The organism is Lachnoanaerobaculum sp. Marseille-Q4761 (assembly GCF_017565785.1).
Lineage (GTDB): Bacteria > Bacillota > Clostridia > Lachnospirales > Lachnospiraceae > Lachnoanaerobaculum.
The window spans coordinates 612,057-637,125 of the sequence record NZ_JAGEKB010000002.1 but is presented as its reverse complement, the minus strand read 5'-3'; the positions used below and the strand labels follow the sequence as shown (position 1 = coordinate 637,125).

25 protein-coding genes are annotated in these 25,069 nt (G+C 35.7%); 21 read left to right on the top strand and 4 right to left on the bottom strand.

Going from position 1 to position 25,069, the window contains the following annotated elements; translation table 11 throughout:
* Nucleotide 1: 1 nt before the first annotated feature.
* The 12 genes from J4O15_RS10150 (at nucleotide 2) to yiaK (ending at nucleotide 12,552) form a co-directional block, all read left to right on the top strand.
* On the top strand, nucleotides 2-1,450 hold the full coding sequence (locus tag J4O15_RS10150; RefSeq protein ID WP_208100677.1) for a MutS-related protein: 1,449 nt from the start codon (nucleotides 2-4) through the stop codon (nucleotides 1,448-1,450).
* Between the two features lie 12 nt (nucleotides 1,451-1,462).
* Complete coding sequence (locus J4O15_RS10145; protein WP_208100676.1) at nucleotides 1,463-2,623, top strand: PucR family transcriptional regulator; 1,161 nt, start codon at nucleotides 1,463-1,465, stop codon at nucleotides 2,621-2,623.
* Nucleotides 2,624-2,932: 309 nt separating this feature from the next.
* A complete protein-coding gene (locus J4O15_RS10140; protein ID WP_009220756.1) occupies nucleotides 2,933-3,322 on the top strand; it encodes a hotdog fold domain-containing protein in 390 nt (129 codons plus the stop codon).
* A gap of 11 nt (nucleotides 3,323-3,333) precedes the next feature.
* On the top strand, nucleotides 3,334-4,152 hold the full coding sequence (locus tag J4O15_RS10135; protein ID WP_208100675.1) for a 3-keto-5-aminohexanoate cleavage protein: 819 nt from the start codon (nucleotides 3,334-3,336) through the stop codon (nucleotides 4,150-4,152).
* Nucleotides 4,153-4,164: 12 nt separating this feature from the next.
* Nucleotides 4,165-5,199, top strand: coding sequence for an L-erythro-3,5-diaminohexanoate dehydrogenase (locus J4O15_RS10130; RefSeq protein WP_208100674.1), 1,035 nt, complete (start codon nucleotides 4,165-4,167; stop codon nucleotides 5,197-5,199).
* A 78-nt stretch (nucleotides 5,200-5,277) separates the two neighbouring features.
* Complete coding sequence (gene ablA, locus J4O15_RS10125) at nucleotides 5,278-6,534, top strand: lysine 2,3-aminomutase (RefSeq protein ID WP_208100673.1); 1,257 nt, start codon at nucleotides 5,278-5,280, stop codon at nucleotides 6,532-6,534.
* A gap of 11 nt (nucleotides 6,535-6,545) precedes the next feature.
* A complete protein-coding gene (locus J4O15_RS10120) occupies nucleotides 6,546-8,105 on the top strand; it encodes a lysine 5,6-aminomutase subunit alpha (RefSeq protein WP_208100672.1) in 1,560 nt (519 codons plus the stop codon).
* Nucleotides 8,098-8,889: an OAM dimerization domain-containing protein gene (locus J4O15_RS10115; RefSeq protein ID WP_009220761.1), complete on the top strand. Its 792-nt coding sequence runs from the start codon at nucleotides 8,098-8,100 to the stop codon at nucleotides 8,887-8,889. Before J4O15_RS10120 ends, J4O15_RS10115 begins: the two co-directional genes overlap by 8 nt.
* A 10-nt stretch (nucleotides 8,890-8,899) precedes the next feature.
* Nucleotides 8,900-9,424, top strand: coding sequence for a cob(I)yrinic acid a,c-diamide adenosyltransferase (locus tag J4O15_RS10110; protein ID WP_208100671.1), 525 nt, complete (start codon nucleotides 8,900-8,902; stop codon nucleotides 9,422-9,424).
* A gap of 15 nt (nucleotides 9,425-9,439) precedes the next feature.
* A complete protein-coding gene (locus J4O15_RS10105) occupies nucleotides 9,440-11,092 on the top strand; it encodes a Na+/H+ antiporter NhaC family protein (protein WP_208100670.1) in 1,653 nt (550 codons plus the stop codon).
* Nucleotides 11,093-11,221: 129 nt separating this feature from the next.
* Nucleotides 11,222-11,416 (top strand): hypothetical protein, encoded by a 195-nt coding sequence (locus tag J4O15_RS10100; protein ID WP_009220765.1) that lies wholly within the window; start codon nucleotides 11,222-11,224, stop codon nucleotides 11,414-11,416.
* Nucleotides 11,417-11,532: 116 nt separating this feature from the next.
* The gene (gene yiaK / locus J4O15_RS10095) at nucleotides 11,533-12,552 is read left to right on the top strand and encodes a 3-dehydro-L-gulonate 2-dehydrogenase (protein ID WP_208100669.1); all 1,020 of its coding nucleotides are present in this window, start codon (nucleotides 11,533-11,535) and stop codon (nucleotides 12,550-12,552) included.
* A gap of 116 nt (nucleotides 12,553-12,668) precedes the next feature.
* Here yiaK and J4O15_RS15970 read toward each other — a convergent pair whose 3' ends face one another.
* From J4O15_RS15970 to J4O15_RS10085, 3 genes are all read right to left on the bottom strand, one after another.
* The gene (locus J4O15_RS15970) at nucleotides 12,669-13,196 is read right to left on the bottom strand and encodes a DMT family transporter (RefSeq protein WP_243762031.1); all 528 of its coding nucleotides are present in this window, start codon (nucleotides 13,194-13,196) and stop codon (nucleotides 12,669-12,671) included.
* 83 nt (nucleotides 13,197-13,279) lie between these two features.
* On the bottom strand, nucleotides 13,280-13,534 hold the full coding sequence (locus J4O15_RS15965; protein ID WP_243762030.1) for an EamA family transporter: 255 nt from the start codon (nucleotides 13,532-13,534) through the stop codon (nucleotides 13,280-13,282).
* A gap of 98 nt (nucleotides 13,535-13,632) precedes the next feature.
* Complete coding sequence (locus tag J4O15_RS10085; protein WP_208100668.1) at nucleotides 13,633-14,574, bottom strand: LysR family transcriptional regulator; 942 nt, start codon at nucleotides 14,572-14,574, stop codon at nucleotides 13,633-13,635.
* Between the two features lie 152 nt (nucleotides 14,575-14,726).
* Here J4O15_RS10085 and J4O15_RS10080 point away from each other — a divergent pair, with 152 nt between their 5' ends.
* The 3 genes from J4O15_RS10080 (at nucleotide 14,727) to J4O15_RS10075 (ending at nucleotide 17,247) form a co-directional block, all read left to right on the top strand.
* On the top strand, nucleotides 14,727-15,290 hold the full coding sequence (locus J4O15_RS10080) for an aldo/keto reductase (protein WP_330638767.1): 564 nt from the start codon (nucleotides 14,727-14,729) through the stop codon (nucleotides 15,288-15,290).
* Complete coding sequence (locus tag J4O15_RS16315) at nucleotides 15,269-15,580, top strand: aldo/keto reductase (protein WP_330638765.1); 312 nt, start codon at nucleotides 15,269-15,271, stop codon at nucleotides 15,578-15,580. The genes J4O15_RS10080 and J4O15_RS16315 overlap by 22 nt, the downstream gene beginning before the upstream one ends.
* A 92-nt stretch (nucleotides 15,581-15,672) precedes the next feature.
* The gene (locus tag J4O15_RS10075; RefSeq protein ID WP_208100667.1) at nucleotides 15,673-17,247 is read left to right on the top strand and encodes an IS1182 family transposase; all 1,575 of its coding nucleotides are present in this window, start codon (nucleotides 15,673-15,675) and stop codon (nucleotides 17,245-17,247) included.
* A 129-nt stretch (nucleotides 17,248-17,376) separates the two neighbouring features.
* On the opposite strand, the gene J4O15_RS10070 is transcribed toward J4O15_RS10075, so the two are convergent.
* Nucleotides 17,377-18,228 carry a CPBP family intramembrane glutamic endopeptidase gene (locus J4O15_RS10070; RefSeq protein ID WP_208100666.1) on the bottom strand — a complete coding sequence of 284 codons (852 nt, stop codon included), beginning with the start codon at nucleotides 18,226-18,228 and terminating at the stop codon, nucleotides 17,377-17,379.
* A gap of 262 nt (nucleotides 18,229-18,490) precedes the next feature.
* Between J4O15_RS10070 and J4O15_RS10065 the strand changes: the two genes are divergently transcribed.
* The 6 genes from J4O15_RS10065 (at nucleotide 18,491) to J4O15_RS10040 (ending at nucleotide 25,067) form a co-directional block, all read left to right on the top strand.
* Nucleotides 18,491-18,925: a MarR family transcriptional regulator gene (locus J4O15_RS10065; RefSeq protein ID WP_208100665.1), complete on the top strand. Its 435-nt coding sequence runs from the start codon at nucleotides 18,491-18,493 to the stop codon at nucleotides 18,923-18,925.
* A gap of 28 nt (nucleotides 18,926-18,953) precedes the next feature.
* Nucleotides 18,954-20,138 carry an acyl-CoA thioesterase/BAAT N-terminal domain-containing protein gene (locus J4O15_RS10060; RefSeq protein ID WP_208100664.1) on the top strand — a complete coding sequence of 395 codons (1,185 nt, stop codon included), beginning with the start codon at nucleotides 18,954-18,956 and terminating at the stop codon, nucleotides 20,136-20,138.
* Nucleotides 20,139-20,325: 187 nt separating this feature from the next.
* Nucleotides 20,326-20,790: a Panacea domain-containing protein gene (locus J4O15_RS10055; RefSeq protein WP_208100663.1), complete on the top strand. Its 465-nt coding sequence runs from the start codon at nucleotides 20,326-20,328 to the stop codon at nucleotides 20,788-20,790.
* Between the two features lie 93 nt (nucleotides 20,791-20,883).
* Complete coding sequence (locus J4O15_RS10050) at nucleotides 20,884-21,666, top strand: hypothetical protein (RefSeq protein ID WP_208100662.1); 783 nt, start codon at nucleotides 20,884-20,886, stop codon at nucleotides 21,664-21,666.
* A 335-nt stretch (nucleotides 21,667-22,001) separates the two neighbouring features.
* Nucleotides 22,002-23,576 (top strand): transposase, encoded by a 1,575-nt coding sequence (locus J4O15_RS10045; RefSeq protein WP_208100661.1) that lies wholly within the window; start codon nucleotides 22,002-22,004, stop codon nucleotides 23,574-23,576.
* A 270-nt stretch (nucleotides 23,577-23,846) separates the two neighbouring features.
* Complete coding sequence (locus J4O15_RS10040; protein ID WP_009220768.1) at nucleotides 23,847-25,067, top strand: ABC transporter substrate-binding protein; 1,221 nt, start codon at nucleotides 23,847-23,849, stop codon at nucleotides 25,065-25,067.
* Nucleotides 25,068-25,069: the final 2 nt, after the last annotated feature.

Sequence of the window (25,069 nt, the reverse complement as noted above, 5' to 3'; positions counted from 1 at the left end):
TATGGACTTTCGGCAAAGAGAAAATATAGGTTTTGAATTTATAAAAAGTAAGATGCTTCCCGCCACACCTTTCGGTATGGAACTTATAAAAAACATAAGTCCCTTTAAAAAAGAGGAAGAAGATATACTTAAGGAAGAACTTAACAATCTGAATAAATTATCAAAAAAATATGATATCGTAAAGGCGGATATCAATGCTGTAAGAAGAATATTTATGCAGATGAAGGATGTAAGAGGTTCTATAAAATTCGGTACAGAAAATATACTGTCCGATATAGAGCTTTTTGAGATAAAAATAATTTTGATGCATATGGAAAAGCTAAAGCCTCTTATCGAAAAGCTGACACAAAATCTTACCCTCACAGGTTTTAAAATAGAAGATCTAAAGGATGCGGTGGATATACTTGATCCTGACGGCAGAAGAATACCTGCATTTGCGATATATGACGATTATTCGGATACTTTAAAAGCCCTCAGAAAGAAAAAGCGTGAAATAGAAATAAAGATGCAAGAGAGCGAAGAGGCATTTGAGAAGCTGAAGGATAAAAGACTTTTGATAGCTGTGGAAGAGGAAAATGAAGAGAGAAAGATAAGGGAAGAGCTGTCTGTTAAAATCAGACCTTATTTTGGTATCTTGCTAAGTAATATAGAGGCTGTGGCAAGATTTGATTTGTTGCTTGAGAAATATCGTGTATCAAAGTTTTATCCATCCTGTATGCCTGAAATTACGGAGGATATACTGATACTTGAAGATACAAGAAATCCCTATATCTGTGATATATTAAAGGAAAAGGGGCTTGAGTTTACAGCAATAAGTATTGATATGTCTATCGGTACCACAGTGCTTACCGGAGCCAATATGGGGGGGAAAAGTGTTACATTAAAGACCGTAGCCCTAAATACATATCTGGCATTATGTGGATTTTTTGTATATGCAAATGTTGCAAGCATACCTCTTTTTGATGATATAATAATAATTTCTGAAGAAGCACAGTCTGTAAACAGAGGTCTTTCAAGCTTCGGTGCACAGATAGTGGAGCTGAAAAATCTGTTGAATATTATAGAAAATAAATTTGTGTTTGCTATATTTGATGAGTTTGCAAGAGGCACAAATCCAAAAGAGGGAGAGGGCATTGTAAGAGCTCTTGTAGCCCTTTTAAATAAAAAAAGGGTTCTAAGTCTGCTTGTGACACATTTTGATCATATAGCGGAACTCTCAGGCTGCCATTATCAGGTAAAAGGCTTGCAGGGAGTTTTGGAGGAGAGAATATCAAAGGCATTACTTACAAAATCAAATGATGATGCAAAGATTGGCGCAATATCGGAATTTATGAACTATGGTATTTTTAAGGTGGAAAAAGAAAAGAAACCTCCAAAGGAAGCATTGATGATTTGCAGACTTTTAGGCTTGCAGGAAGAACTTTTGGATATATTAAATGAAATAAATTAGAAAGGCAGGGATATGCCGCTTACTATTAGGGACATCATAGAAAATAATTTTTTTCCCGGTACGGAGCTTATAACAGGAAGAGAAAGTGCCGGAAATATAATAAGCTGGGTAAATGTACAGGAGATACTGGATGCCGTTGATATGGTCGGAAGCGGAGAGCTCCTTATAACTACGGGTTTTGATCTGGCAGATCATAACAGATATTTTAATCTGATAAAAAGATTAAAGGCAAAGGGTGTGGTAGGACTTATGGTGCAGACAGGATATTATGTGGAGAGCATACCTGTTTACATACTGGAATCAGCCAGAAAATATAAATTTCCGGTACTTGAACTGCCGGCAAGTTTTTCTTTCTCAGAGGTTTTAAAGACCTTGATAAGTGAGATAAACAGAGAATCAATACTGGGTAATCAAAGCTATCTGGATTTTAATTACTTTTATCCTAAATTAAAAAAGAAGTTAACGGAGAGCCTTTCAAGAGGCATAGGAAATGAAAGGGAAATTGCATTTTTGGCGGTTTCGTCTGTAAATATATATAATGAGGCAGGCTCCGATATAAATGAAGCATTTGAAACTATAAATTCACTGGTTGTATTCAGCTGTGATACTTATATATGCCATTTTGAAAAGGGGCTTCAAATGACCTTTTGTATAGGTGTTGAAAACGCTGCAAAGCTTAAGGATTTGATGGATGAAATACAGGTGGTGCTTATAAAACTGTCAAAAAAGATAGGATTAAATCTTTTTGCCGCTGCGGATATGCTTGTAGACAATAATAACTTGGAGCAGGCAATAAAGCATTGTATGGAGGCTTTCCAAACTCTGCACAGTATCAGGGCGATAAGAGGTACTTGTATATATGAACATATGCCTTTTTTAAAAAAATTATATTCAATATACAGAACTAATACACTCTATTCAAAGGAAAATAAGGTATTAAGGCTTTTACTGGATAAAGATAGGGAATCCGACAGCGATTATATAAAGACAATGAAGTTTTATTTGGAGGAAAACGGAAATATTACCAGAGCCGCCAAAAGACTCTTTATTCACAGACATACTTTGATAAACAGAATGGAGAGCATAAAAGATTTGACAGGTTTTAAATTTGATGATTTTTATGAAAGACTGGATTTATCATTGGCTTTAATATTAAATGATTTTTTTGATTAAATTTTTAAAATCAATTTTATAGGAGGATATGGATTAAAAAGTATTTTTGATCCGTATCTTTTTTTGGTAAGTAAAATTTACCAAGGTAACTCCTCTTGATATATCATCTTTAAAATAAAATTAGATAGTTATTTATATGAATATATGTAGCATAGTGATATTATTAACAATGCTAAAAAGAGGCTATATACACTTTGTCCATCAAATTGTATTTTTTTATATACATTTAGTCAGTGATAAAAACATTAAGTTTATTGTAATATGTAAATAAAAAGGGATAAAGAAATTTATCAGCGTGAGGAGGAAAAGATGGTTAAATCAACAATAAGACTGCGTATGAGTGCTCATGATGCACATTATGGAGGTGAACTTGTAGACGGAGCAAGAATGCTTGGTTTATTCGGTGATGTGGCAACCGAGCTTTTGATTATCAATGACGGTGACGAGGGACTGTTTAAAGCTTATGACAGTGTGGAGTTTTTGGCACCTGTTCATGCCGGAGATTTTATAGAGGCTACAGGCGAGATAGTTTCTGTAGGAAATACTTCAAGAAAGATGGTATTTGAGGCAAGAAAGGTAATTACTCCAAGAACGGATATCAATGATTCGGCATGTGATGTTTTAAAAGAGCCTATAGTGGTATGCAGAGCCAGCGGAACCTGTGTAGTATTAAAAGACAGACAGAGAAATAATAAATAGAGAAGATAAATATGGATAAACTTATTATTACAGCATGTATATGCGGTGCAGAGGTCACAAAGGAGCAAAACCCCAATGTTCCGTATACAGTGGAGGAGATTGTAAGAGAAGCAAAGTCTGCATATGATGCGGGAGCCGCCATCATACATCTGCATGTAAGAGAAGATGACGGAACACCGACACAGAGTGAGGAAAGATTTAAAGAATGTATTGATGCCATAAAAAAAGAAATACCTGATGTAATCATACAACCTTCTACAGGCGGTGCGGTAGGTATGAGTAATGAGGAAAGACTTGCGCCTACCGTGCTTAAGCCTGAGATGGCAACACTTGATTGCGGTACCTGCAATTTTGGCGGTGATGATATCTTTGTCAATACCGAAAACACTATTATAGAATTTGCAAACAGAATGAATGAGCTGGGTATTAAGCCGGAAGTGGAAGTGTTTGACAAGGGCATGATAGATATGGCTATTCGCCTTAACAAAAAGGGCATTATAAAATCACCTATGCATTTTGATTTTGTGATGGGAGTAAATGGCGGTATTTCGGGAACGACAAGAGATCTTAACTTTATGGTAGAGAGTATACCGGCAGGTTCAACTTGGACAGCTTCGGGAGTAGGAAGAGCGGAATTTCCTATGGTGACCATGGCAATCCTTATGGGAGGACATGCAAGAGTAGGATTTGAGGATAATATATATCTCAGTAAGGGCGTTATGGCAAAGTCAAACGGAGAGCTGGTGGAAAAGGTCGTGAGACTGGCAAAAGAGCTTGGCAGAGAGATAGCATCACCTGATGAGGCGAGAGAGATATTGGGCTTAAAATAGATTGGAGGAATTATGCTAAAGGGAAATAAGTATGGTATTCACAGAGTTATTGAGCCTCAAGGAGTATTAACACAGGCTGCAAAAAAGATAGATAATGATATGACAAAAAGATATTCAAATGAGATTATCTGTGATGTTATTTCATTAAATATCGACTCGGCTTCATTTACACAGATAGAAGAGGCATGTAATAAGGATGTTGAAAAAATCGGACAGATGATTCTTGATATCGTAAATGAAAGAGGAAAGATGCAAAACCCTGTGACAGGTTCGGGCGGAATGTTTATAGGAACGGTCAGCTATATAGGAGAAGAGCTGGATACGGATATCAAGGTCGGAGATAAGATAGCATCTTTGGTTTCTCTTTCAATGACACCTTTAAAAATAGATAAAATAAAGGCTATTCATCCTGAAATAGACAGAGTGGATATAGAAGGCCAGGCTGTTTTATTTGAAAGCGCATTATATGCAAAGCTTCCTGAGGATTTACCGGAGGCACTTGCATTGGCGGCACTTGATGTAGCAGGTGCACCTGCACAGACGGCAAAACTTGTTCAATCAGGACAGAGTGTACTGGTACTTGGAGGTGCGGGAAAGAGCGGAATGCTTGTTTGCTATGAGGCTATGAAGAGAGTAGGACCTACAGGAAAAGTAGTTGCCATGGATTACAGCAAGGAAGGCGTTGAAGAACTTAAAAGAATGGGACTTTGCCATGAAGCATTTCAGGCAAGTGCGGCACTTCCTGTAGAAGTACTTGAAAAAGCCATCGAGCTTAATGACGGAAAAGAATATGATGTTTCCATATGCTGTGTAAATGTAAATAATTGTGAGATGAGTGCTATTTTGCCTGTACATGACGGAGGCTGTGTATATTTCTTCTCAATGGCTACAAGCTTTACAAAAGCGGCACTTGGGGCGGAGGGTGTAGGAAAAGATATAGATATGATCATAGGAAATGGCTATACCAAGGGACATGACAAAATAACATTACAGGAAATTCGTGAAAATCCTGCTATCAGAGAAGTGTTTGAGAAAAAGTATGTGTAATGTCGGGCAGACAGTATAAAAGCTTGATATACAAAGGTGTGCTATTGACTTATATTTTAGAAATGTAAGGGGAAAAAGATGAGAAACAGTAGAGAAAACGGTTTATTTGCTGATGTTCCTGATCACGAATGGAATGACTGGAAATGGCAGCTTAGAAATAGAATAACAAATGTAGAGAGTCTGAAAAAATATATAAAACTTACAGAAAAAGAGGAAGAGGGTGTAAAAAGATGTCTGGAAAATCTCAGAATGGCTATTACACCATATTATCTTTCGCTTATTGATTTGGAAGATGAAGACGATCCTGTAAGAAAACAGGCAATACCTACAGTTTCGGAGCTTCATATAGCGGATGCGGATCTTGCGGATCCACTGCATGAAGATACCGATTCACCGGTACATGGTCTTACACATAGATATCCGGACAGAGTTTTATTTTTGGTAACAGATCAATGCTCAATGTATTGCAGACATTGTACAAGAAGAAGATTTGCCGGACAAAATGATACAAGTGTGCCTACATCACAGGTGGATGCATGTATTGACTATATAAGAAGACATCCTGAGGTAAGGGATGTGTTGCTCTCAGGCGGAGATGCACTTCTTATAAGCAATGAAAAGCTTGAGTATATTATATCCGAGCTTAGAAAAATAGAGCATGTGGAGATAGTAAGAATAGGCTCAAGAACACCTGTTGTTATGCCGCAAAGAATCACACCGGAACTTGTAAATATGCTTAAAAAATATCATCCGATCTGGCTTAATACACATTTTAATCATCCAAGTGAGATTACAAAGGAATCGGCAGAAGCCTGTGCAAGACTTGCGGACGCGGGCATTCCTCTTGGAAATCAGACTGTGCTTTTGGCAGGTGTAAATGATTGTGTACATATAATGACGGATCTTGTACATGAGCTTGTTAAGATAAGAGTAAGACCTTATTATATATATCAATGCGATCTTTCCCAGGGGCTTGAGCATTTCAGAACTCCGGTTTCAAAGGGAATAGAAATAATAGAGGGACTTAGAGGACATACCTCAGGATACTGTGTTCCTACATTTGTAGTGGATGCACCGGGAGGTGGAGGAAAGACTCCGGTTATGCCGAATTATGTTATTTCACAAAGTCCGGGCAAGGTGATACTTAGAAATTATGAGGGTGTTATCACAACATATACAGAGCCTGAGCATTATGAAAATAAATGTAATTGTGATATTTGTAAGGGTAAGAAGGAAAGACATCTTGGAGGTGTAGCCGCTTTGGAGCAGGGATTTGATATGACAATTGAGCCGGCTGATTTGGCAAGATACAGAAGATCACATGATAAGAAATAGGAGAGAGATACATGAGTAAACTTGGACTTGATAAAAATTTAATATCTAAAGCCAGAAACAGTGCAAGGAATGTCGCTCTGGATGTCCAAGCCTTTATTGATGATCATACTACAGTTGCTGTAGAAAGAACGGTATGCAGACTTTTGGGTATTGACGGTGTAAACAGTGTAGAGGTACCGCTGCCGAATGTGGTGGTGGACCATCTGGTGGAAAATAAACTTCTACCGATGGGAGCGGCATTTATGCTGGGAAATGGAATGCTTGAATTATCACTTTCACCGCTTGAAATAGCAAAAGGCATTGATAATGGTGAAATAGATTTATCCAAGCTGAAGATTCATTCTTCAAAGGAAATAGAGGAGATAATAGCTCCTGTAGCAAAGTCCATGGCGGAGAGAATACAGCTGAATGTGGATAAGAGAAATGAATATCTGGATAAATACGGAGATACAAAGGGACCATATATATATTTGATTGTTGCAACCGGAAATATATATGAGGATATAACACAGGCTGTAGCCGCAGCAAAGCAGGGAGCAGATATAATTGCCGTTATAAGGACCACCGGACAGAGCCTTCTTGACTATGTTCCATACGGTGCCACCACGGAAGGATTTGGTGGAACCTATGCCACACAGGAAAACTTTAAGCTGATGAGAAAGGCTTTGGATGAGGTAGGTGAGAAGGAAAACAGATATATAAGACTTTGTAACTACTGTTCCGGACTTTGTATGCCCGAGATAGCAGCCATGGGAGCCATGGAAAGACTGGATGTAATGTTAAATGATGCACTCTATGGCATACTGTTTAGAGATATAAATATGCAAAGAACTTTGGTGGATCAGTATTTTTCAAGAGTTATAAACGGCTTTGCCGGAGTTATTATAAATACCGGTGAGGACAATTATCTGACTACGGCAGATGCTATAGAAGAGGCACATACCGTACTTGCATCACAGTTTTTAAATGAACAGTTTGCTATAGAGGCAGGTCTTCCTCCAAAGCAGCAGGGACTTGGACATGCATTTGAAATATCGCCTGATGCGGAAAACGGATTTTTATTTGAGCTTGCGCAGGCTCAGATGGCAAGGGAAATTTTCCCTGAGGCACCGCTAAAATATATGCCTCCTACAAAGTTTATGACAGGAAATATTTTCCGTGGGCATGTACAGGATGCACTTTTTAATATGGTTACCATTCTTACAAGTCAGAAGATACATCTTCTCGGAATGATGACTGAGGCTATACATACTCCATTTATGTCCGACAGAGCACTGGCAATAGAAAATGCACAGTATATATTCAGAACAATGAAGGATCTTGGGGATGAAATAGAATTTAAAGAGGACGGTATCATAAGAAACAGGGCAAATGAGGTTTTAAACAAAGCGGCTTCGCTTCTTTCGGATATAGAGACACAGGGACTTTTTGCCACACTTGAAAAGGGAACTTTTGCGGATATAAAGAGACCTTTTGACGGTGGAAAGGGACTTGACGGAGTTGTAATCAAGGATAGTGTGTATTTTAATCCGTTTATTCCTCTTATGAAAAAGGAGGTGAAGGATGAGTAGCGGTTTATATAATCTGAATAAAGTCGAATTTGATAAAACACTTGATCTTACAAAGCTTAAAGCCTATGGCGATACTATGAATGACGGCAAGGTTCAGGTCAGTTTTACACTTCCTGTAAAAAATGATGAAAGAGGTGAGGAAGCTGCCAGAATTCTTGCAAAAAAAATGGGACTTTCAGATGTAAATATTGCACATAGAATGTCATTGGATTCGGAGTTTACATTTTATGTGGTTTATGGTAGCTTAGTACATAGTGTTGATTATACCAATATTCACATACAGACTGTTGAAGAAGAAACCATGAGTATGGAAGATGTAAATGAGTTTATCAGGGAAAACTTCCATAGAAATATAGTTGTGGTAGGAGCTTCTACAGGAACGGATGCACATACTGTAGGTATAGACGCTATAATGAACAGAAAAGGTTTTGCCGGACATTACGGGCTTGAGAGATATGAGATGATAGATGCTTATAATCTGGGCTCACAGGTTTCAAATGAGGAATTCATTGAAAAGGCAAGAGAATTAAATGCAGATGTACTCCTGGTTTCACAGACGGTCACGCAAAAGGATATACATATAAAAAATCTGACAAATCTTGTGGAGCTTTTGGAAGCGGAGGAACTCAGAGATAAATATGTGCTTATCTGCGGTGGAGCAAGAATCACACATGAGCTGGCTAAGGAGCTGGGTTATGATGCAGGATTCGGTACCGGAAAATTTGCGGATGATGTAGCTACATTTGCAGTAACCGAAATGTTAAGAAGAGGCTTAGGCAAGTAAAGGAGATAATATGACAGGACTTATTCATGTGTACGAAGGTGACGGTAAGGGAAAGACCACGGCTGCAGTCGGCTTGGCTGTAAGATGTGCAGGTAGTGGAAGAAAAGTCCTGTTTTCACAATTTTTAAAAAGCGATACTTCAAATGAACTGAAGGTATTAAGAAATATAGCAAATATAGAGGTATATACAAAAAAAAATAAATTTGGATTTACATTTAATATGACTGATGAGGAAAAAGTCCGTGCAAAGGAGTTTTTCACAAATCATCTAAAAGAAATTATTCATCTTGCCATTGAGAAAGATATAGACTTATTGGTAATGGATGAGATAATAGATGCTTATAATCTTAACATGGTGGAGCATGATGTATTGACAGATTTTTTAGAATCCCGCCCAAAAAATCTGGAAGTGGTTATGACCGGAAGAAATCCTAAGGATGAAATAGCAGAACTTGCTGATTATCTGACACATTTTGAAAAGGTTAAGCATCCGTTTGACAAAGGCATAAGAGCCCGTGTCGGTATAGAAATGTAAAAGAGAGGAAAAGGTATGAATAGTGGTAATGGCACTTATAATTCCGGGTTTTTTAGAAATAAAAAATCATACTTGCTATGTATAGCAATCTTAATCGTAGTTTTGTGTCCAATGATAGTTTACGGTGCGGAAGCAGAGGCACCCAAGCCTGCCCTGTACGCAACATTCTGGTCACTTGTACCTCCGCTTGTAGCTATTGTACTTGCACTTATAAGTAAGGAAGTATATAGCTCACTTGCAATCGGACTTATTTTCGGCGGTATGTTGGCTTCAGGATTTAATTTTGAAGGCACAATGAAGGCCATATTTGAAAAAGGTTTTGTATCAGTATTATCAAGTGCCTATAATGTAGGTATTTTGATTTTCCTTGTTATCCTTGGAATGGTCGTTGCACTTATGAATAAGACGGGCGGTTCCGATGCCTTCGGTAAATGGGCATCAAAAAGAATCAAGACAAGAGTAGGGGCACAGCTTATGTCTGTACTTCTTGGCTGTCTTATATTTATTGACGATTATTTCAACTGCCTCACAGTAGGTAGTGTTATGAGACCTGTTACGGATAAACATCAGGTTTCAAGAGCAAAGCTGGCATATTTAATAGATGCAACGGCGGCTCCGGTATGTATTATTTCACCAATTTCATCCTGGGCTGCGGCTGTTACGGGATTTGTTGACGGTGAAGACGGATTTGCTCTTTTTATAAAGGCTATTCCTTTTAATTATTATGCACTCCTTACAATAGTGATGATGATTGTTATCACTGTATGGAAGTTTGACTTCGGACCTATGAAGCTTCATGAGGAGAATGCAAAAAAGGGAGATCTTTTCACAACCGGAGAAGAGAAGTTTGACGAGCTTGACAGAGGCTCGCATAAAGACGGTAAGCTCATTGATATGCTCTTTCCTATAATATCATTGATTATTTGCTGCGTTATCGGAATGCTCTACACCGGTGGAATATTCAGCGGTGCAGGTATAATAGAAGCTTTTTCAAACTGTGATGCTTCAGTCGGTCTTTCAATGGGAAGTTTTGTATCACTTATAATCACATTGATATTCTATATTGTAAGAAGATCTCTTAAGTTTACGGAATGTATGGATTGTCTGCCGGCAGGATTTAAGGCAATGGTACCGGCAATACTTATCCTTACATTTGCATGGTCACTTAAGTCTATCACAGATGTGCTCGGAGCAAAGGAATTTGTTGCTACAATGATGGAACATTCAGCAAGCGGAATGCAGCTTTTGCTTCCGGCAATCATATTCGTAGTAGCGGTTTGTCTGGCTTTCTCAACAGGAACATCATGGGGAACATTCGGTATCCTTATTCCTATAGTTGTTGCCGTATTTGCCGGAAAAGATTCACAGATGATGATAATCTCTATCTCAGCATGTATGGCAGGTGCTGTTTGCGGTGACCACTGCTCACCTATATCGGATACTACCATCATGGCAAGTGCCGGTGCACAGTCAAACCATATCAACCATGTAAATACACAGTTGCCATATGCAATGCTCGTTGCCGCAGTGTCATTTGTAAGCTACATAATAGCGGCATTTATAAAAAATGCTGTTTTATCACTTATAATAGCGGTAGTTTTAATGATTGCCGTACTCTTTATAATTAAAACAGTCACATCAAAAGAAGGCAGTGCAGAAGCGGCTTAATAAAAAGACTCCCTCAATCGTATAAAGGTTGAGGGATTTTTTACTCTGTGATACTATTGTATTAAGGTCCGTATTCATAAGGATGTGTGAGAAATGACCTTATAAAAAGTATCAGATAGGAGTAGGTTAATGGAAAAATTAAATGAAAAAATAGATTATTTTATGATCTTTGCAGCTTTTATTGTGGCACTGCTTTTTACGGCAAAGGTGATTTCACTTGTACTTCGCCAACATATAAATTTCAGAATGAGAATGGCTTTAGACTTTAAGACTGTAGGACAAAATAATAATATAAAAGAAATAAAAGATAAAAATAATAAATAGTAAATGGGCTGTTACTTTAAGGTGACAACTTTTTGTAGGTGTTTTATATGCTCTAAAAAATGTTAAAGCAAATGTAAATACCTGCCTGTTAGGCATGATAAAATGGAAGGAAATGAATGAGTGTTAAAGTAAATTTTGAGATATTAGAGAATACAATAAAACAAGCATTTTTAAATGCCGGATTAAATGATGAAAAGGCAAGTATTTGTGCCAGGATTCATACTGAGTCAAGTGCCGATGGAGTAGAAAGCCATGGTGCAAACAGAGTACCACGGTTTGTTAAATATGTTAAAAGGGGCTGGGTCAATCCAAATGGAGAGCCGGAGTTAGTCAGCAAAAAGGGACTGGCAGAAAATTATGATGGAAATCTGGGACCGGGAATAACTAATGCGATTTTTTGTACAGATAGAGCAATTAAACTTGCTAATGAACATGGTATAGGTTTGGTTACACTTAAAAATACGACACACTGGATGCGTGGTGGCACTTATGCTTGGAAAATGGCTGAAAGTGGTAAAATAGGAATAAGTTGGATTGCAACGGAAAGCTGTATGCCTATGTGGGGTAGTGATGAGCCAAGTGTAGGAAATAATCCTTTCTGCATGGCGGTACCGAGAGAAAATGGAGAAATAGTTCTTGATATGGCAATGAGCCAGTATGCTTATGGAAAGCTTGGAGTCTATAGACTGGCGGAAAAGCAGTTACCATATCCGGGAGGTTTTGATGAAAATGGAAATCTGACTTCTGATCCCGGTGAAATAGAGAAATCAAGAAGAATTTTACCGACGGGATATTGGAAAGGTTCCTCATTTGCATTAGTACTGGATTTGGTTGCATCTGCATTGGCAAATGGGAAAACAGGTTCAGAACTTGATGATGAAAAAAGAGGAAGTTGCACAGGCTGTTGTCAAGTGTTTATAGCAATTGATCCATATTTATTTGGTAATAAAGATATTGTTCAAAGGAAATGGGATGATAGAGTAAAAAGAGCAGATTTGTCACATCCGATTGATTCAAGTCATCCGGTAAAATGTCCCGGTGAAAATACATTGCAAAGAAGGAAGATTAGTATGCAAGAAGGGATAAATGTAGATGAGAAAATATGGGAACAAATACAGACATTGGCAAGAATATAAGGTAGAAATATTATATTAATTACATTTTATTACAGAATGAAATATTTCACTTATAAAATAGACTGTAATACATTTTTTAATGATACAGCCTATTTTATATATAATTTAAAAGAATATCACTTTTTTGATATCTTCGGTAATAACTCGGATAATATAAATGAAAATATTATAATAACACCACCTATAAACAGATTCAGCGTAAATGCCTCATGCAATATTATTATACCCATAAATGCAGCCATTACACTTTCAAGTGAAAGCAGTATACCGCTTGTAGTGGCTGATAAATGTTTCATCCCATAGAGTATAAGAAAGAAGGGTAGAGTAGTACACAGGATGATCAGGTATATAAGCTGAAATCCGTCTTTAAAGGATATATAGAATCTGTGGTCTTTAACAAAAAACAAAATTATTATAGAGATTATAGCGGTAACAGATACCTGTAAAACATTTAAGATACCGGAATCATATCGCTTTGAGTATTTTGATGATATCACAATATACAATGCATAGCACAATGCACAAAGTATGCAGTAGATATCACCTAAGTGAAAGCTGCCAAGGTCATTGCCTAATATGATAAATACTCCTACCATACATATAACTGAAACTATAATGTCGGAAAGTGACGGCCTTTTTCTCATTATTATAAGGTATGCAAACGGTAGCAGTATAATATATGCTGCAATCAGTAGTGAAGACCTGGATGTTGTAGTGTATTGTAGCCCTACTGTAAAGGTAAAAACTCAAGAAATAAGAATACTCCCATTATAATACCGGCTTTTAGCATTTTGCTATTGATTTGCAAAAGTTTTTTGCCGTAAATAGCAATAAGTATCAGTGATGCAAAGCCGAATCTTGCGACCAACATCATATATGGTGATACATTATCTAAGAGTTGTTTTACAAAAATGTAGGCGGAAGCCCAAAAAAAAGTTGCTGTAAGCAGTGCAAGAAAAGCTTGTATTTTTTCTTTTTTCATTTATCCCCCAATGTTAAAATTATTTTGTAAGATTTATTATAGACTATATTTGGGTAAGATGGTATCGGCTTAAAACATGTTTTGATCACAATATCATACTATTTGTCAATAAGTGCATATTGTGATAATTCACCACTATAGTATAATTTACAAAGCTCTATCAAATATTTTTCAGACTTTGTCAGATATCCGCCTTTCAGGTATGATATACATCTGGTCCAATATCTGGCAGGTGAAAGTGAAAAAAATATTATATCATTTGTATTATTTATATAAGATTCAGGTATAAAGCCAAGACAAATCTGTTGTTTGACCATATTTAATACAGTCGGTGTACTGGATGTTACAAATAAAACTTTTGGAGTGAATGAAGCTTCTTTAAAACATAGATCTATAATATCTCTTATCAAAGTATTTGTAGACATAAGTACAAAATTTTCTTCGGCCAGTGAATTTAAGTCAATTTGTGGGTATTTGTTATCGGAAACAGCATTTATAGTTTTTAAGACAGGATTTGATGATGGAACACCAACAAGTATTTGTTCAGTGTGCAGGTCTATAAATTCAAGACTGTCTTTTAACCCTATATCCTTTGAATATATGCTCAGTGCTATATCTACTTCTCTGCTTAACAGCAGCTGTTCCATGGCTTTTACTCTTGTCTCGGTAATTTTGAAGGTTATATTAGGATATTTTGCGTGAAAGTAAGGATAAATATTTGCAAACAAAGTCGCTCCTTGTTCAGGAGTATAAGTCAGAGATATTTCGCCATAATCTTCATTAGCAATGTCACGTATTATCTTATAAGTGTCTTCTTTCATTTCAATCATTCGCTTAGCTGTATTTATATATATTTTCCCGGACAATGTAGGAACCATAAACGGATGCCTTCTGTCAAAGAGTTTTGTGCCCAACTCATTTTCAATTTTTAAAAGCTGTTGGTTTAGTGCTGATTGAGTAATAAAAAGCCTGTTTGCAGCCTTTGATATATTTCTTTCTTTATCTATAGCTATAATATATTCCAATTGCTTTAAATCCATATATACTCCGTTAGTTAGTTTATTTAAGAGAGTATAGTACAAAACGACAGTAAAATTAAGATATATGATAAAATAATATCAATTGTTGAATTATTAATATTAATGGTTATAAAATATCAATATTATATAGTATAGGCATTTAGGAGGCGTTTATGAATAATACTGTAAAATTAAAAAACGGAATAGTTGTACCTGCGCTTGGGCAAGGAACATGGTATCTTGGTGACAGTAAAACAAAAAGAAAAGATGAGATAGAAGCTATACAGACAGGTATAGATCTTGGAATGACACTTATAGATACAGCCGAAATGTATGGTAGCGGTAGAAGTGAGGAATTGGTAGGAGAAGCTATAAAAGATTTTGATAGAGAGAAACTTTTTTTGGTTTCAAAAGTACTACCAAGTAATGCAAACAGGGCAAATATGCGTAGAGCTTGTGAAAACAGCATTAAGAGAATGAAAGCTTCATATCTGGATTTGTACTTGTACCATTGGAGAGGAGGTACTCCACTAAAAGAAACAGTTGACTGTCTTGAAGAGCTTGTAAATGAAGGATTGATAAAATCTTGGGGTGTATCAAACTTTGATATAGATTATATGGAAGAACTTTACAATACTCCAAAGGGGAAAAATTGTATGGTAAATCAAGTGCTTTATCATACAGGCTCAAGAGGTATTGAGTACAGCTTGTTACCGTGGATGGAAAAAATAATATAAATCTTATGTCATATTGTCCGCTTGCACAGGCAGGAAGTCTCAGAAGAGGGTTATTTAATTCGGAGGTATTAAAGAAAATAGCAAAAAAACATGAGTGTGATATTACACAGGTGATGCTTGCATGGAATATTAGAAACGGAAAGACTATAGCAATACCAAGAACAGGTAATAAGGTTCATACCATACTGAATGCAGGTGCTGATAAAATTTTACTTGATGAGGATGATTTTAAGGCAATTGACAGTGTATTTACACCGCCTACAAGAAAAGAACCGCTTGATATTCAATAGTTGAAAAAAGGGGCTGTGAAATAAGTCCCTAAAAGAAATAGGACCATTCGTTCATGCGAAAGGTCCTATTTTTGTGGTAAAATTAACTTGCAATGAAAACTTCACACGATACTTATTGTAATTCAAAACAAGGATATTTACCACTGTTTCTTTCAGATTGTTTGGATCTGCTGGATCCTGTTTTAACATTTGACAGATTGATGGGAGGAATCGATTTAAACAAGTGTCTGACGGATATTCCGGAGTACACAACCGGACGACTCAGATATAATCCGGTCAACATGTTAAAAACAGTGCTTTTCGGATTTATGACTAGCGGTTACTGCTCTCTGAGAGAACTGGAAGACAACTGCAAAGTTAACATCAGGTTCATGTATCTCATGGATTACCGGACTCCGTCATACAGAACCTTTGGATATTTCATCAATGAAATACTTCAAGATAAAATTGAAAACATTTTTAACGACATCAATCATGCTATCTTTAATGAGGAGCATGTAGATCTTCAACATCTCTACATCGACGGCTCCAAGTTTGAAGCAAATGCAAACAAGTATACCTGGGTATGGAAGAAGGCTACCGAAAAGTTCCGTTACAAGCTTTACGAAAAAATCACTGCGGAGATTGAGGAAATTTATGCAGAAATCGCATGGAGCGGGGTGAAGATTACAACAAACACAGAGTATGTACCGGATTATCTGAATGAAATCGTTGAGCAGCTAGTACTTTTATGGGAACTGGATACAAGTACATTTGTTTACGAAAGCGGAAAGCGAAAATCCAAAGAACAGAGTCATTATGAACACTTGACTACTTTCTGTCAGAAACTTCAAGAATACATACAAAAAATTGAAATCTGTGGTCCTAACCGAAACAGTTACTCTAAAACAGATAACTCAGCTACCTTTATGCGTATCAAAACGGATTACATGGGCAATGATCAGCTTCTGCCGGCATATAATGTACAGATTGGTGTAGCAGAAGAATATATTGCAGTTGTTGACGTGAACCGGTATCGTTCGGATATGGATTGTTTCGTTCCTTTGATGGAGCACTTCAAACAAACTTATGGATTCTATCCCCAATATCCTGTGGCAGATGCCGGATATGGCTCATACAACAATTATATTTTCTGTGAACAGAATGGAATTGAAAAGTATATGAAATTTCCAATGTTTAAAAAGGAAACTAAGGATCGGAAATATCATGAAGATCCATTTCGTGCAGTTAACTTCAGAATTGATGAGCAAGGAGTCATGAGATGTCCTAACGATAAAGCATTCCATTTTTTATGCAGAAAAAATGTGAGGGGAAATCAGTACGGACGCAAGGAAGAACTGTATGAATGCGAAGACTGTAGCGGATGTCCATATGCAAAGAAATGTAAGAAGACAGATAAGAATCGAACCGTTCGGATCAATCAGGAACTAACTTCCATGCATAAGGAAGTAATCGAAAACCTGGAAAGTATCCACGGTGCGTTATTGAGAATGAACCGTTCGATACAAGCAGAAGGCACTTTTGGAATTATGAAAAGCGACCGTTGGTACAAGAGAATTGTCCGAAGAGGTATTCATTCAGTCAAACTTGAAGTTTTACTCGTGGCGATAGGCCATAATTTATATAAATATCAGAAAAAAAAGACAAGAAACAGAACTGCCGCATAGATTAAAAAAGAATTTCTATGGGGTAGTGGAATTGCGCTTTTTTTGCGTATGATTTCAGTCATTTATACACAATAATTGCAAAAAGGGAGATGCGAAAAAACTCAATCGAGTTTTTTCACACCCCCTTTTTTATTTCTTATATAATTTACCTTTCTTATAAAAATTCAACAAATATAATATAAGTACGATTATAAACGATACGGATTGAGCAATAGAGATTCTCAAAGTCATAAATTTATCTGCACCTGTGATGGAGATGACATGAAGTATATTTACGACTGTATTATTTACAAAATGATCTCCCATTGCCATATATAGATTTCCTGTTAATTTAGTTATCATTGCAAATTTGAGGCCGACTAAACCGGAGGTGATAACTAACATAACAGAATTGGCAATAAATCCGTTCAGGCTCATTGAACCGTAATAATAATCTCTGAGCGGTGCCATTATATGCCATATACCAAATAAACATGATGATATTATAGCGGAAATGATAAAAGTGTATTTCTGTTCAAGTAACTTTGGAAACAGCCCTCTAAATATCCCCTCTTCCATTATTACATTAATGATATTTCCAACAATACAAAAAATAAAGAAAACTAATGCCGTTCGGTGGCTGCTGTTCCCATCAACAGCATAAGCACTTACATATAAAGCAAGTGTTTGAAAATTTCCAAGCAAAGTAAGTATTAGAATTTCAACTGAATATGCAAGTAAGAAAATTACAGATCCGAAAGCCAAGCCCATTGAGATATATAGGATCGCTTTACTATTGGCAAAACCGATTTCTTTAAAATTGAAATCAAAGAGTTTTATCACTACAAAAAGAACAGCAACGCCTATCAGTTTATGTATAAAGGCTTCACCTAAAAATGTTTGATCTGTTCGCAGTATAAAGTATTCAAGTATGCGAAATGCAAAACAAATCAAATAAATTATTAGCACAACAGATAACGATTTCACTTTTTTATTAATCATATTAGCTCCTTACTATAACAAGTCGATTGGTCAATGTCTGCTCATTTTTGGTAGAGCTGCACAATTAGCTTCTTTCTTTTTGCTGACAGTGCCGATTTACTCATTAGCTTAAACATTCTACCACAGGAATATTAAAATTTCTATCATAAAGTTTGGAAACAACAAGTTACCGATATATGATTCACAGAGCTGTTTGTAGGGTTGACAATTGTTTTGTATATGATATTTTGTTAAGTGGATTAACAAAATAGGAAGTATAAATATGAACTATGGAAAGTTTTTACTTGAATTTCAAAATTTCATAAAAGCGTATCTCAGCTTGGAATACAAACAACATAGAATTCTTGACTTGAATTTATCAGAGGTACATTTATTGAAAGTGGTTGAACAAAACCCTCAATATACTTTGGTTGAATATGCCGAAAAATTAAATATAAGTCGAAGTGCCGTTACACAATTAGTTAATTTATTAGAAAAAAAATATTGTGTTAAAAAGAAAAAAATTAATATGAAAAGCTTTGTACTTGAGTTAACCTCTAAAGGAGAAATTGTATGTAATAAACATGATGAAGAGCATAAAAAAATAGAAGATAATCTAAGAAGAATTTTCAAAAAATATGATTGCATTTTTTTTGAACAATTGAGTGAATTAATGTCTGATATTACAGATACTTGGGAGAAATATAATGTAATGTAAAATTATAATTGAGGATACCGATAAAATTATGGATTCAAGGATGAATATACGTATCCAAGGATTAAAAAAATTTGAAAAAATTAAAATTGTTTTGGAGACAAGTCGTTTTTATAACATAAATGCTCCTATGAATTGGTCAAATAATACGTTTTGGCAATCTGAAGCCGTTTTTCTTAGTGATTCAAAAGGAATGGTATCACTTAAAAATTCACCATCCATAGGTGGAGATTATATGGGTATCAGAGATATGGGACTGTTTGAAACTCTTAAGGCTGTATCTATAGTTAATAAAAAACATATTAAAGACCTTAAGGATTTACCTTTAAATGATGTTGTAAGTTACAAAATTACAGTTTTATCAGATGGAAAGTTACTTGCTAAAACGAATTTTAATAGATTCTATAAAAATTATAATATAAATTACGTAGATATCCTACGAGATAGTTGGCAAGGGAGATTGTTTTATGATGATAAAAGTAAAAAGCCGGCTATTATAGTATTGTCCGGCAGTGAAGGAGGGATAGAAAAAGCACAAAATATTGCAATGACATTATCAAATCATGACTTTGTGACACTGGCAATCAGTTATTTCGGAATGAATAATCAAAAATCAAGTTTAGATAGAATACCGCTTGAAAACATTGAAGAAGCGTTAAAGTATTTACAAAAGTTGACATTTGTTGATTCGGCAAGGATTGGAATTTATGGTAGATCAAAGGGAGCCGAATACGGTCTAATGAGTTTAACTAAATATGATTATATTAAATGTGCAGTTTTAAATTCGCCAAGTGATAGAGTTTATGAAGGATTAAAAGGAAAAAGGAATTCCAAACATTCTTCTTGGACATATGGTGGGAGGGAGATACCTTATAAACCGTTTAAAATAAGGGAGTTCATTATGGATATTCTGATGAAGAAGTCAAATATTGATGATTCCGGAGTTATGAATGTAGAAAATGTTATATGCCTTCTTTTATTAATTGCTTCAACAAAAGATGAAATATGGGATTCTTATAATGCATCAATTAACATTATGAAGAAAGCAAAATCATATGAAAAGAGTATTGTATTAACAACAACATTAGGACATATGAATACCGTTCCTTATCTTCCAAACCCACGCTATGAAAAATATAGAACGGATAAAATATATTATGAAGCGGCATTATCATGGGAAAATACTCTACATTGGTTTATTAATTACTTAACTTAAACTTCACACAATAATAAGGTGTATTTAGGTTACCATAAGTTTAACGGATTAAGGTCTATAAGGCGAGCTTGCCTGTGTACGGCAACCTTTTTACGTCGGTTAATAAGTTTATGCATATTAGCGGTATTGCACAGTATAAGTAAAATATTGTATAATCTGATATAAGGAAAAACAAAGGAGGTTTTATATGGAGAATACAATGGGTGTTGCAATGGCATTAGACAACTTGTATTATGAAAAGAATGGTAAACATATGGATGAGATGAGAATGCATAAACTTATGTATTTTGCACAAAGGGAATCTCTTATGTACAATAAAGAACCCTTATTTGATGCAACTTTTTATGGTTGGAAGTATGGCCCGGTATTAAAAGAGGTTAGGAACCAATTTAAGAAGGATTTAAACTTAGAAGAGTTGACAAAGCTAAAGGATTCTGTATCGGATAATACAAAAAAAATACTTGAAAGTGTTTTTGATAGATATGGTTCTTTATCGTCATGGAAGCTAAGTGCCTTATCACATGAAGAGTTTTCATGGAAAATGGCCAGATCCGGTCTTAACTATGAAGATAATGGTAATGTACCGTTGTCGCTAAACGCAATGAAAGTAGATGCACAAAGAGAGCTTGTCAGTAGGAGAAGAGCAGCATAGGAGGATATTTCTATTAATATTATTGAAAGTCAGAAATACTTCCAAAATTTTAAATATGAAGTATTGACATTTAGTGAAGAGAATAGGGAAATATTGAATACTTTTATTTCAAAAAGAAGTAATAATTCTCTTGAAAGTTATATTAAAAATAATGCATGGGAAGAAGATTCTAATGGGGAGACAAGAGTGTATCTTGTAAAAGACAGTAATGAAAAACTTGTATTGTTTTTCTCTATAAAGTGTGGGTTATTGGTAGAAGAACCTTTAAGTGAATTATTATCAGATGAAAAAAAAGATTTGGTTGATCAGGTCATAGATTGCATTTTAGATGAAGATAACACTATTGAGTATAAAAAAAGTTTGTTCGAATATGGATGTGAACAATATGGTTATGATGAATGTGATCGATTGTTCAGTATAGCAAGAGGTGTAGTTGACAGTAAAAATGAGTCTATAGAGGTTGGGCAATCGCAAAATACAATAAAAGTACACAAATGCATACCTGCAATAGAGCTTGCTCATTTATGCAGGAATGAGAAGTTTAAGACACCTGATGATCTTGAAAGTATACCGTTAGGATTTGGAGTCTTTTGGGAAGTTATTGTTCCTCTGCTCATTAACATTGCGGAAACGGTCGGATGTAAATATGTTTATCTCTTTGCAGCAGATAAAACAAATATGCGGAAAGAGAATGGTGAAAGGAAACTTATTTCATACTACAAGAATCATTTGAAATTTTCTGAGTGCAAAGAAACTTTTAAGTTTATAAAGCCGGAGTATGACAATTATTGTTATGGATTAGTGCAAGAGGTATCAGAAATGAAAAGAAACAGAGAGGCTGTTTGGACAGAATTCTCAGATATATTTGGCAGTTAGCATTTTTTCAGACAACAAGAAAGATGTTTTTTCTATGTCAAGTCTTAGGACGGGTTGATTTTTCAATTTACATTTTATATTTGGTGATTTGCTGTAAAAAGATATCCACAGAAGATTTTGAGAAAAGTCTATTTGGCTTATAAACAGTGAAAAAGCATTGAAAAGAGTGGCAACCGGGAGAAAAAGGGTTGATGTAAATTTAATTATGGAATTGTCAAGAGATAAAATCATATCACTATAATATAAAATCTTGGGGCTATGAAATAAGTCCCTAAAAGAAATAGGACCATTCGTTCATGCGAAAGGTCCTATTTTTGTGGTAAAATTAACTTGCAATGAAAACTTTACACAATACTTATTGTAATTCAAAACAAGGATATTTACCACTGTTTCTTTCAGATTGTTTGGATCTGCTGGATCCTGTTTTAACATTTGACAGATTGATTGGAGGAATCGATTTAAACAAGTATCTGACGGATATTCCGGAGTACACAACCGGACGACGCAGATATAATCCGGTCAACATGTTAAAAACAGTACTTTTCGGATTTATGACTAGCGGTTACTGCTCTCTGAGAAAACTGGAAGACAACTGCAAAGTTAATATCAGGTTCATGTATCTCATGGATTATCGGACTCCGTCATACAGAACCTTTGGATATTTCATCAATGAAATACTTCAAGATAAGATTGAAAACATTTTTAACGATATCAATCATGCTATCTTTAACGAGGAGCATGTAGATCTTCAATATCTCTACATCGACGGCTCCAAGTTTGAAGCAAATGCAAACAAGTATACCTGGGTATGGAAGAAGGCTACCGAAAAGTTCCGTTACAAGCTTTACGAAAAAATCACTGCGGAGATTGAGGAAATTAATGCAGAAATCGCATGGAGCGGGGTGCAGATTACAACAAACCCGGAGTATGTACCGGATTATCTGAATGAAATCGTTGAGCAGCTAGTACTTTTATGGGAACTGGATACAAGTACATTTGTTTACGGAAGCGGAAAACGAAAATCCAAAGAACAGCGTCATTATGAACACTTGACTACTTTCTGTCAGAAACTTCAAGAATACATACAAAGAATAGAAATCTGTGGTCCTAACCGAAACAGTTACTCTAAAACAGATAACTCAGCTACCTTTATGCGTATCAAAACGGATTACATGGGCAATGATCAGCTTCTGCCGGCATATAATGTACAGATTGGTGTAGCAGAAGAATATATTGCAGTTGTTGACGTGAACCGGTATCGTTCGGATATGGATTGTTTCGTTCCTTTGATGGAGCACTTCAAACAAACTTATGGATTCTATCCCCAATATCCTGTGGCAGATGCCGGATATGGCTCATACAACAATTATATTTTCTGTGAACAGAATGGAATTGAAAAGTATATGAAATTTCCAATGTTTAAAAAGGAAACTAAGGATCGGAAATATCATGAAGATCCATTTCGTGCAGTTAACTTCAGAATTGATGAGCAAGGAGTCATGAGATGTCCTAACGATAAAGCATTCCATTTTTTATGCAGAAAAAATGTGAGGGGAAATCAGTACGGACGCAAGGAAGAACTGTATGAATGCGAAGACTGTAGCGGATATCCATATGCAAAGAAATGTAAGAAGACAGATAAGAATCGAACCGTTCGGATCAATCAGGAACTAACTTCCATGCATAAGGAAGTAATCGAAAACCTGGAAAGTATCCACGGTGCGTTATTGAGAATGAACCGTTCGATACAAGCAGAAGGCACTTTTGGAATTATGAAAAGCGACCGTTGGTACAAGAGAATTGTCCGAAGAGGTATTCATTCAGTCAAACTTGAAGTTTTACTCGTGGCGATAGGCCATAATTTATATAAATATCAGAAAAAAAAGACAAGAAACAGAACTGCCGCATAGATTAAAAAAGAATTTCTATGGGGTAGTGGAATTGCGCTTTTTTTGCGTATGATTTCAGTCATTTATACACAATAATTGCAAAAAGGGAGATGCGAAAAAACTCAATAGAGTTTTTTCACATCCCCTTTGTATACCTAAAACAAAAGAAATACAGGTTACTTTTAACTATTGTTACAGCTTTTTATTTATATACAAACTAGAATAAAGAAAAATTATATTAGAAGCCTGAACTGTATGCTGGGCTCTATGTTTATAATAAAAGGAGTTTATATGAATAAATATTTTGATATAAAAGATAAGGTATATGATATCACAGAGAAGTATCCGGAGCTTATAGAGGTATTGGCAAATGCCGGATTTGAAAATCTAAGAAATGATATGATGAGAAAATCAATGGGCAAGCTTTTAAGCCTTGAAATGGCTTTAAAGAGTAAGAATATAAATGTGGAAGTTTTTGAGAAGCAGTTAGTAGAGGCTATCGAAAGAAAGACAATAATGACTGATAATAACGGCATTATAAGAAATATGGATGAAAATGCCAAAACCTCCATAAAGGGAATCTTACCCTGCCCTGTAAGAATGCAGTTTATTGAAAAGTTTGAACAGTTTGTAGAGAGTCAGGACTATGAGATCAACTATAATCTGAATGCTGCAAGTATGGGAATGGAAGCTATTGAGGAAGAGATAAGGAATGCAAAGACAGGGGATGATTTATCGGATATCTATATGTCTGCAGGATTTAATCTGTTTTTTGATAAGAATATGATGGGGAGATTTAGAGAAAGTGGAGTCTTTGTAGACTATAGACAGGGAAAATTAAACAAATCTCTAGATAACGAGAGGATTTCCTTAAAGGATCCGAAAGGAGAATATTCTATAATAGGTATTGTACCTGCTATATTTATTGTAAATACTGATGTATTGGGTGAGAGAGAAATGCCGACTTCATGGAAGGATTTATTTAAGCCGGAGTTTGAAAACTCAATTGCATTGCCGACAGCAGATCTGGATATGTTTAATGCTATCATGCTCGGTATATATTCAAATTACGGTAAAGAGGCGGTTGAGGCACTTGGAAGAGGACTTTTAAAGTCCATGCATCCTGCACAGATGGTAAAAACAGGAGCAAGAAAAGATATGGCTACACCTGTTATAAGTATTATGCCTTATTTCTTTTCAAAAACAATTAAGGAAAATTCAAATCTGACAGTGGTTTGGCCAAAGGATGGAGCTATTATAAGCCCTGTATTCCTTTTGACCAAAAAGCAAAACTATGAAAACAGTAAGAAACTTATTGATTTCTTATTTTCAAAAGAGGTGGCGGATGTTTTGGGAGCCGAAGGAATGTTCCCACAGACAAATCCGGAATATGACAATAAATTAGACGATAATAAAACATTCCTATGGGCAGGATGGGATTTTATACATTCAAATGATATCGGTGAAATATTAAGAAACACTGAAAAATGGTTTTATAATCAGGCTGAATAAGG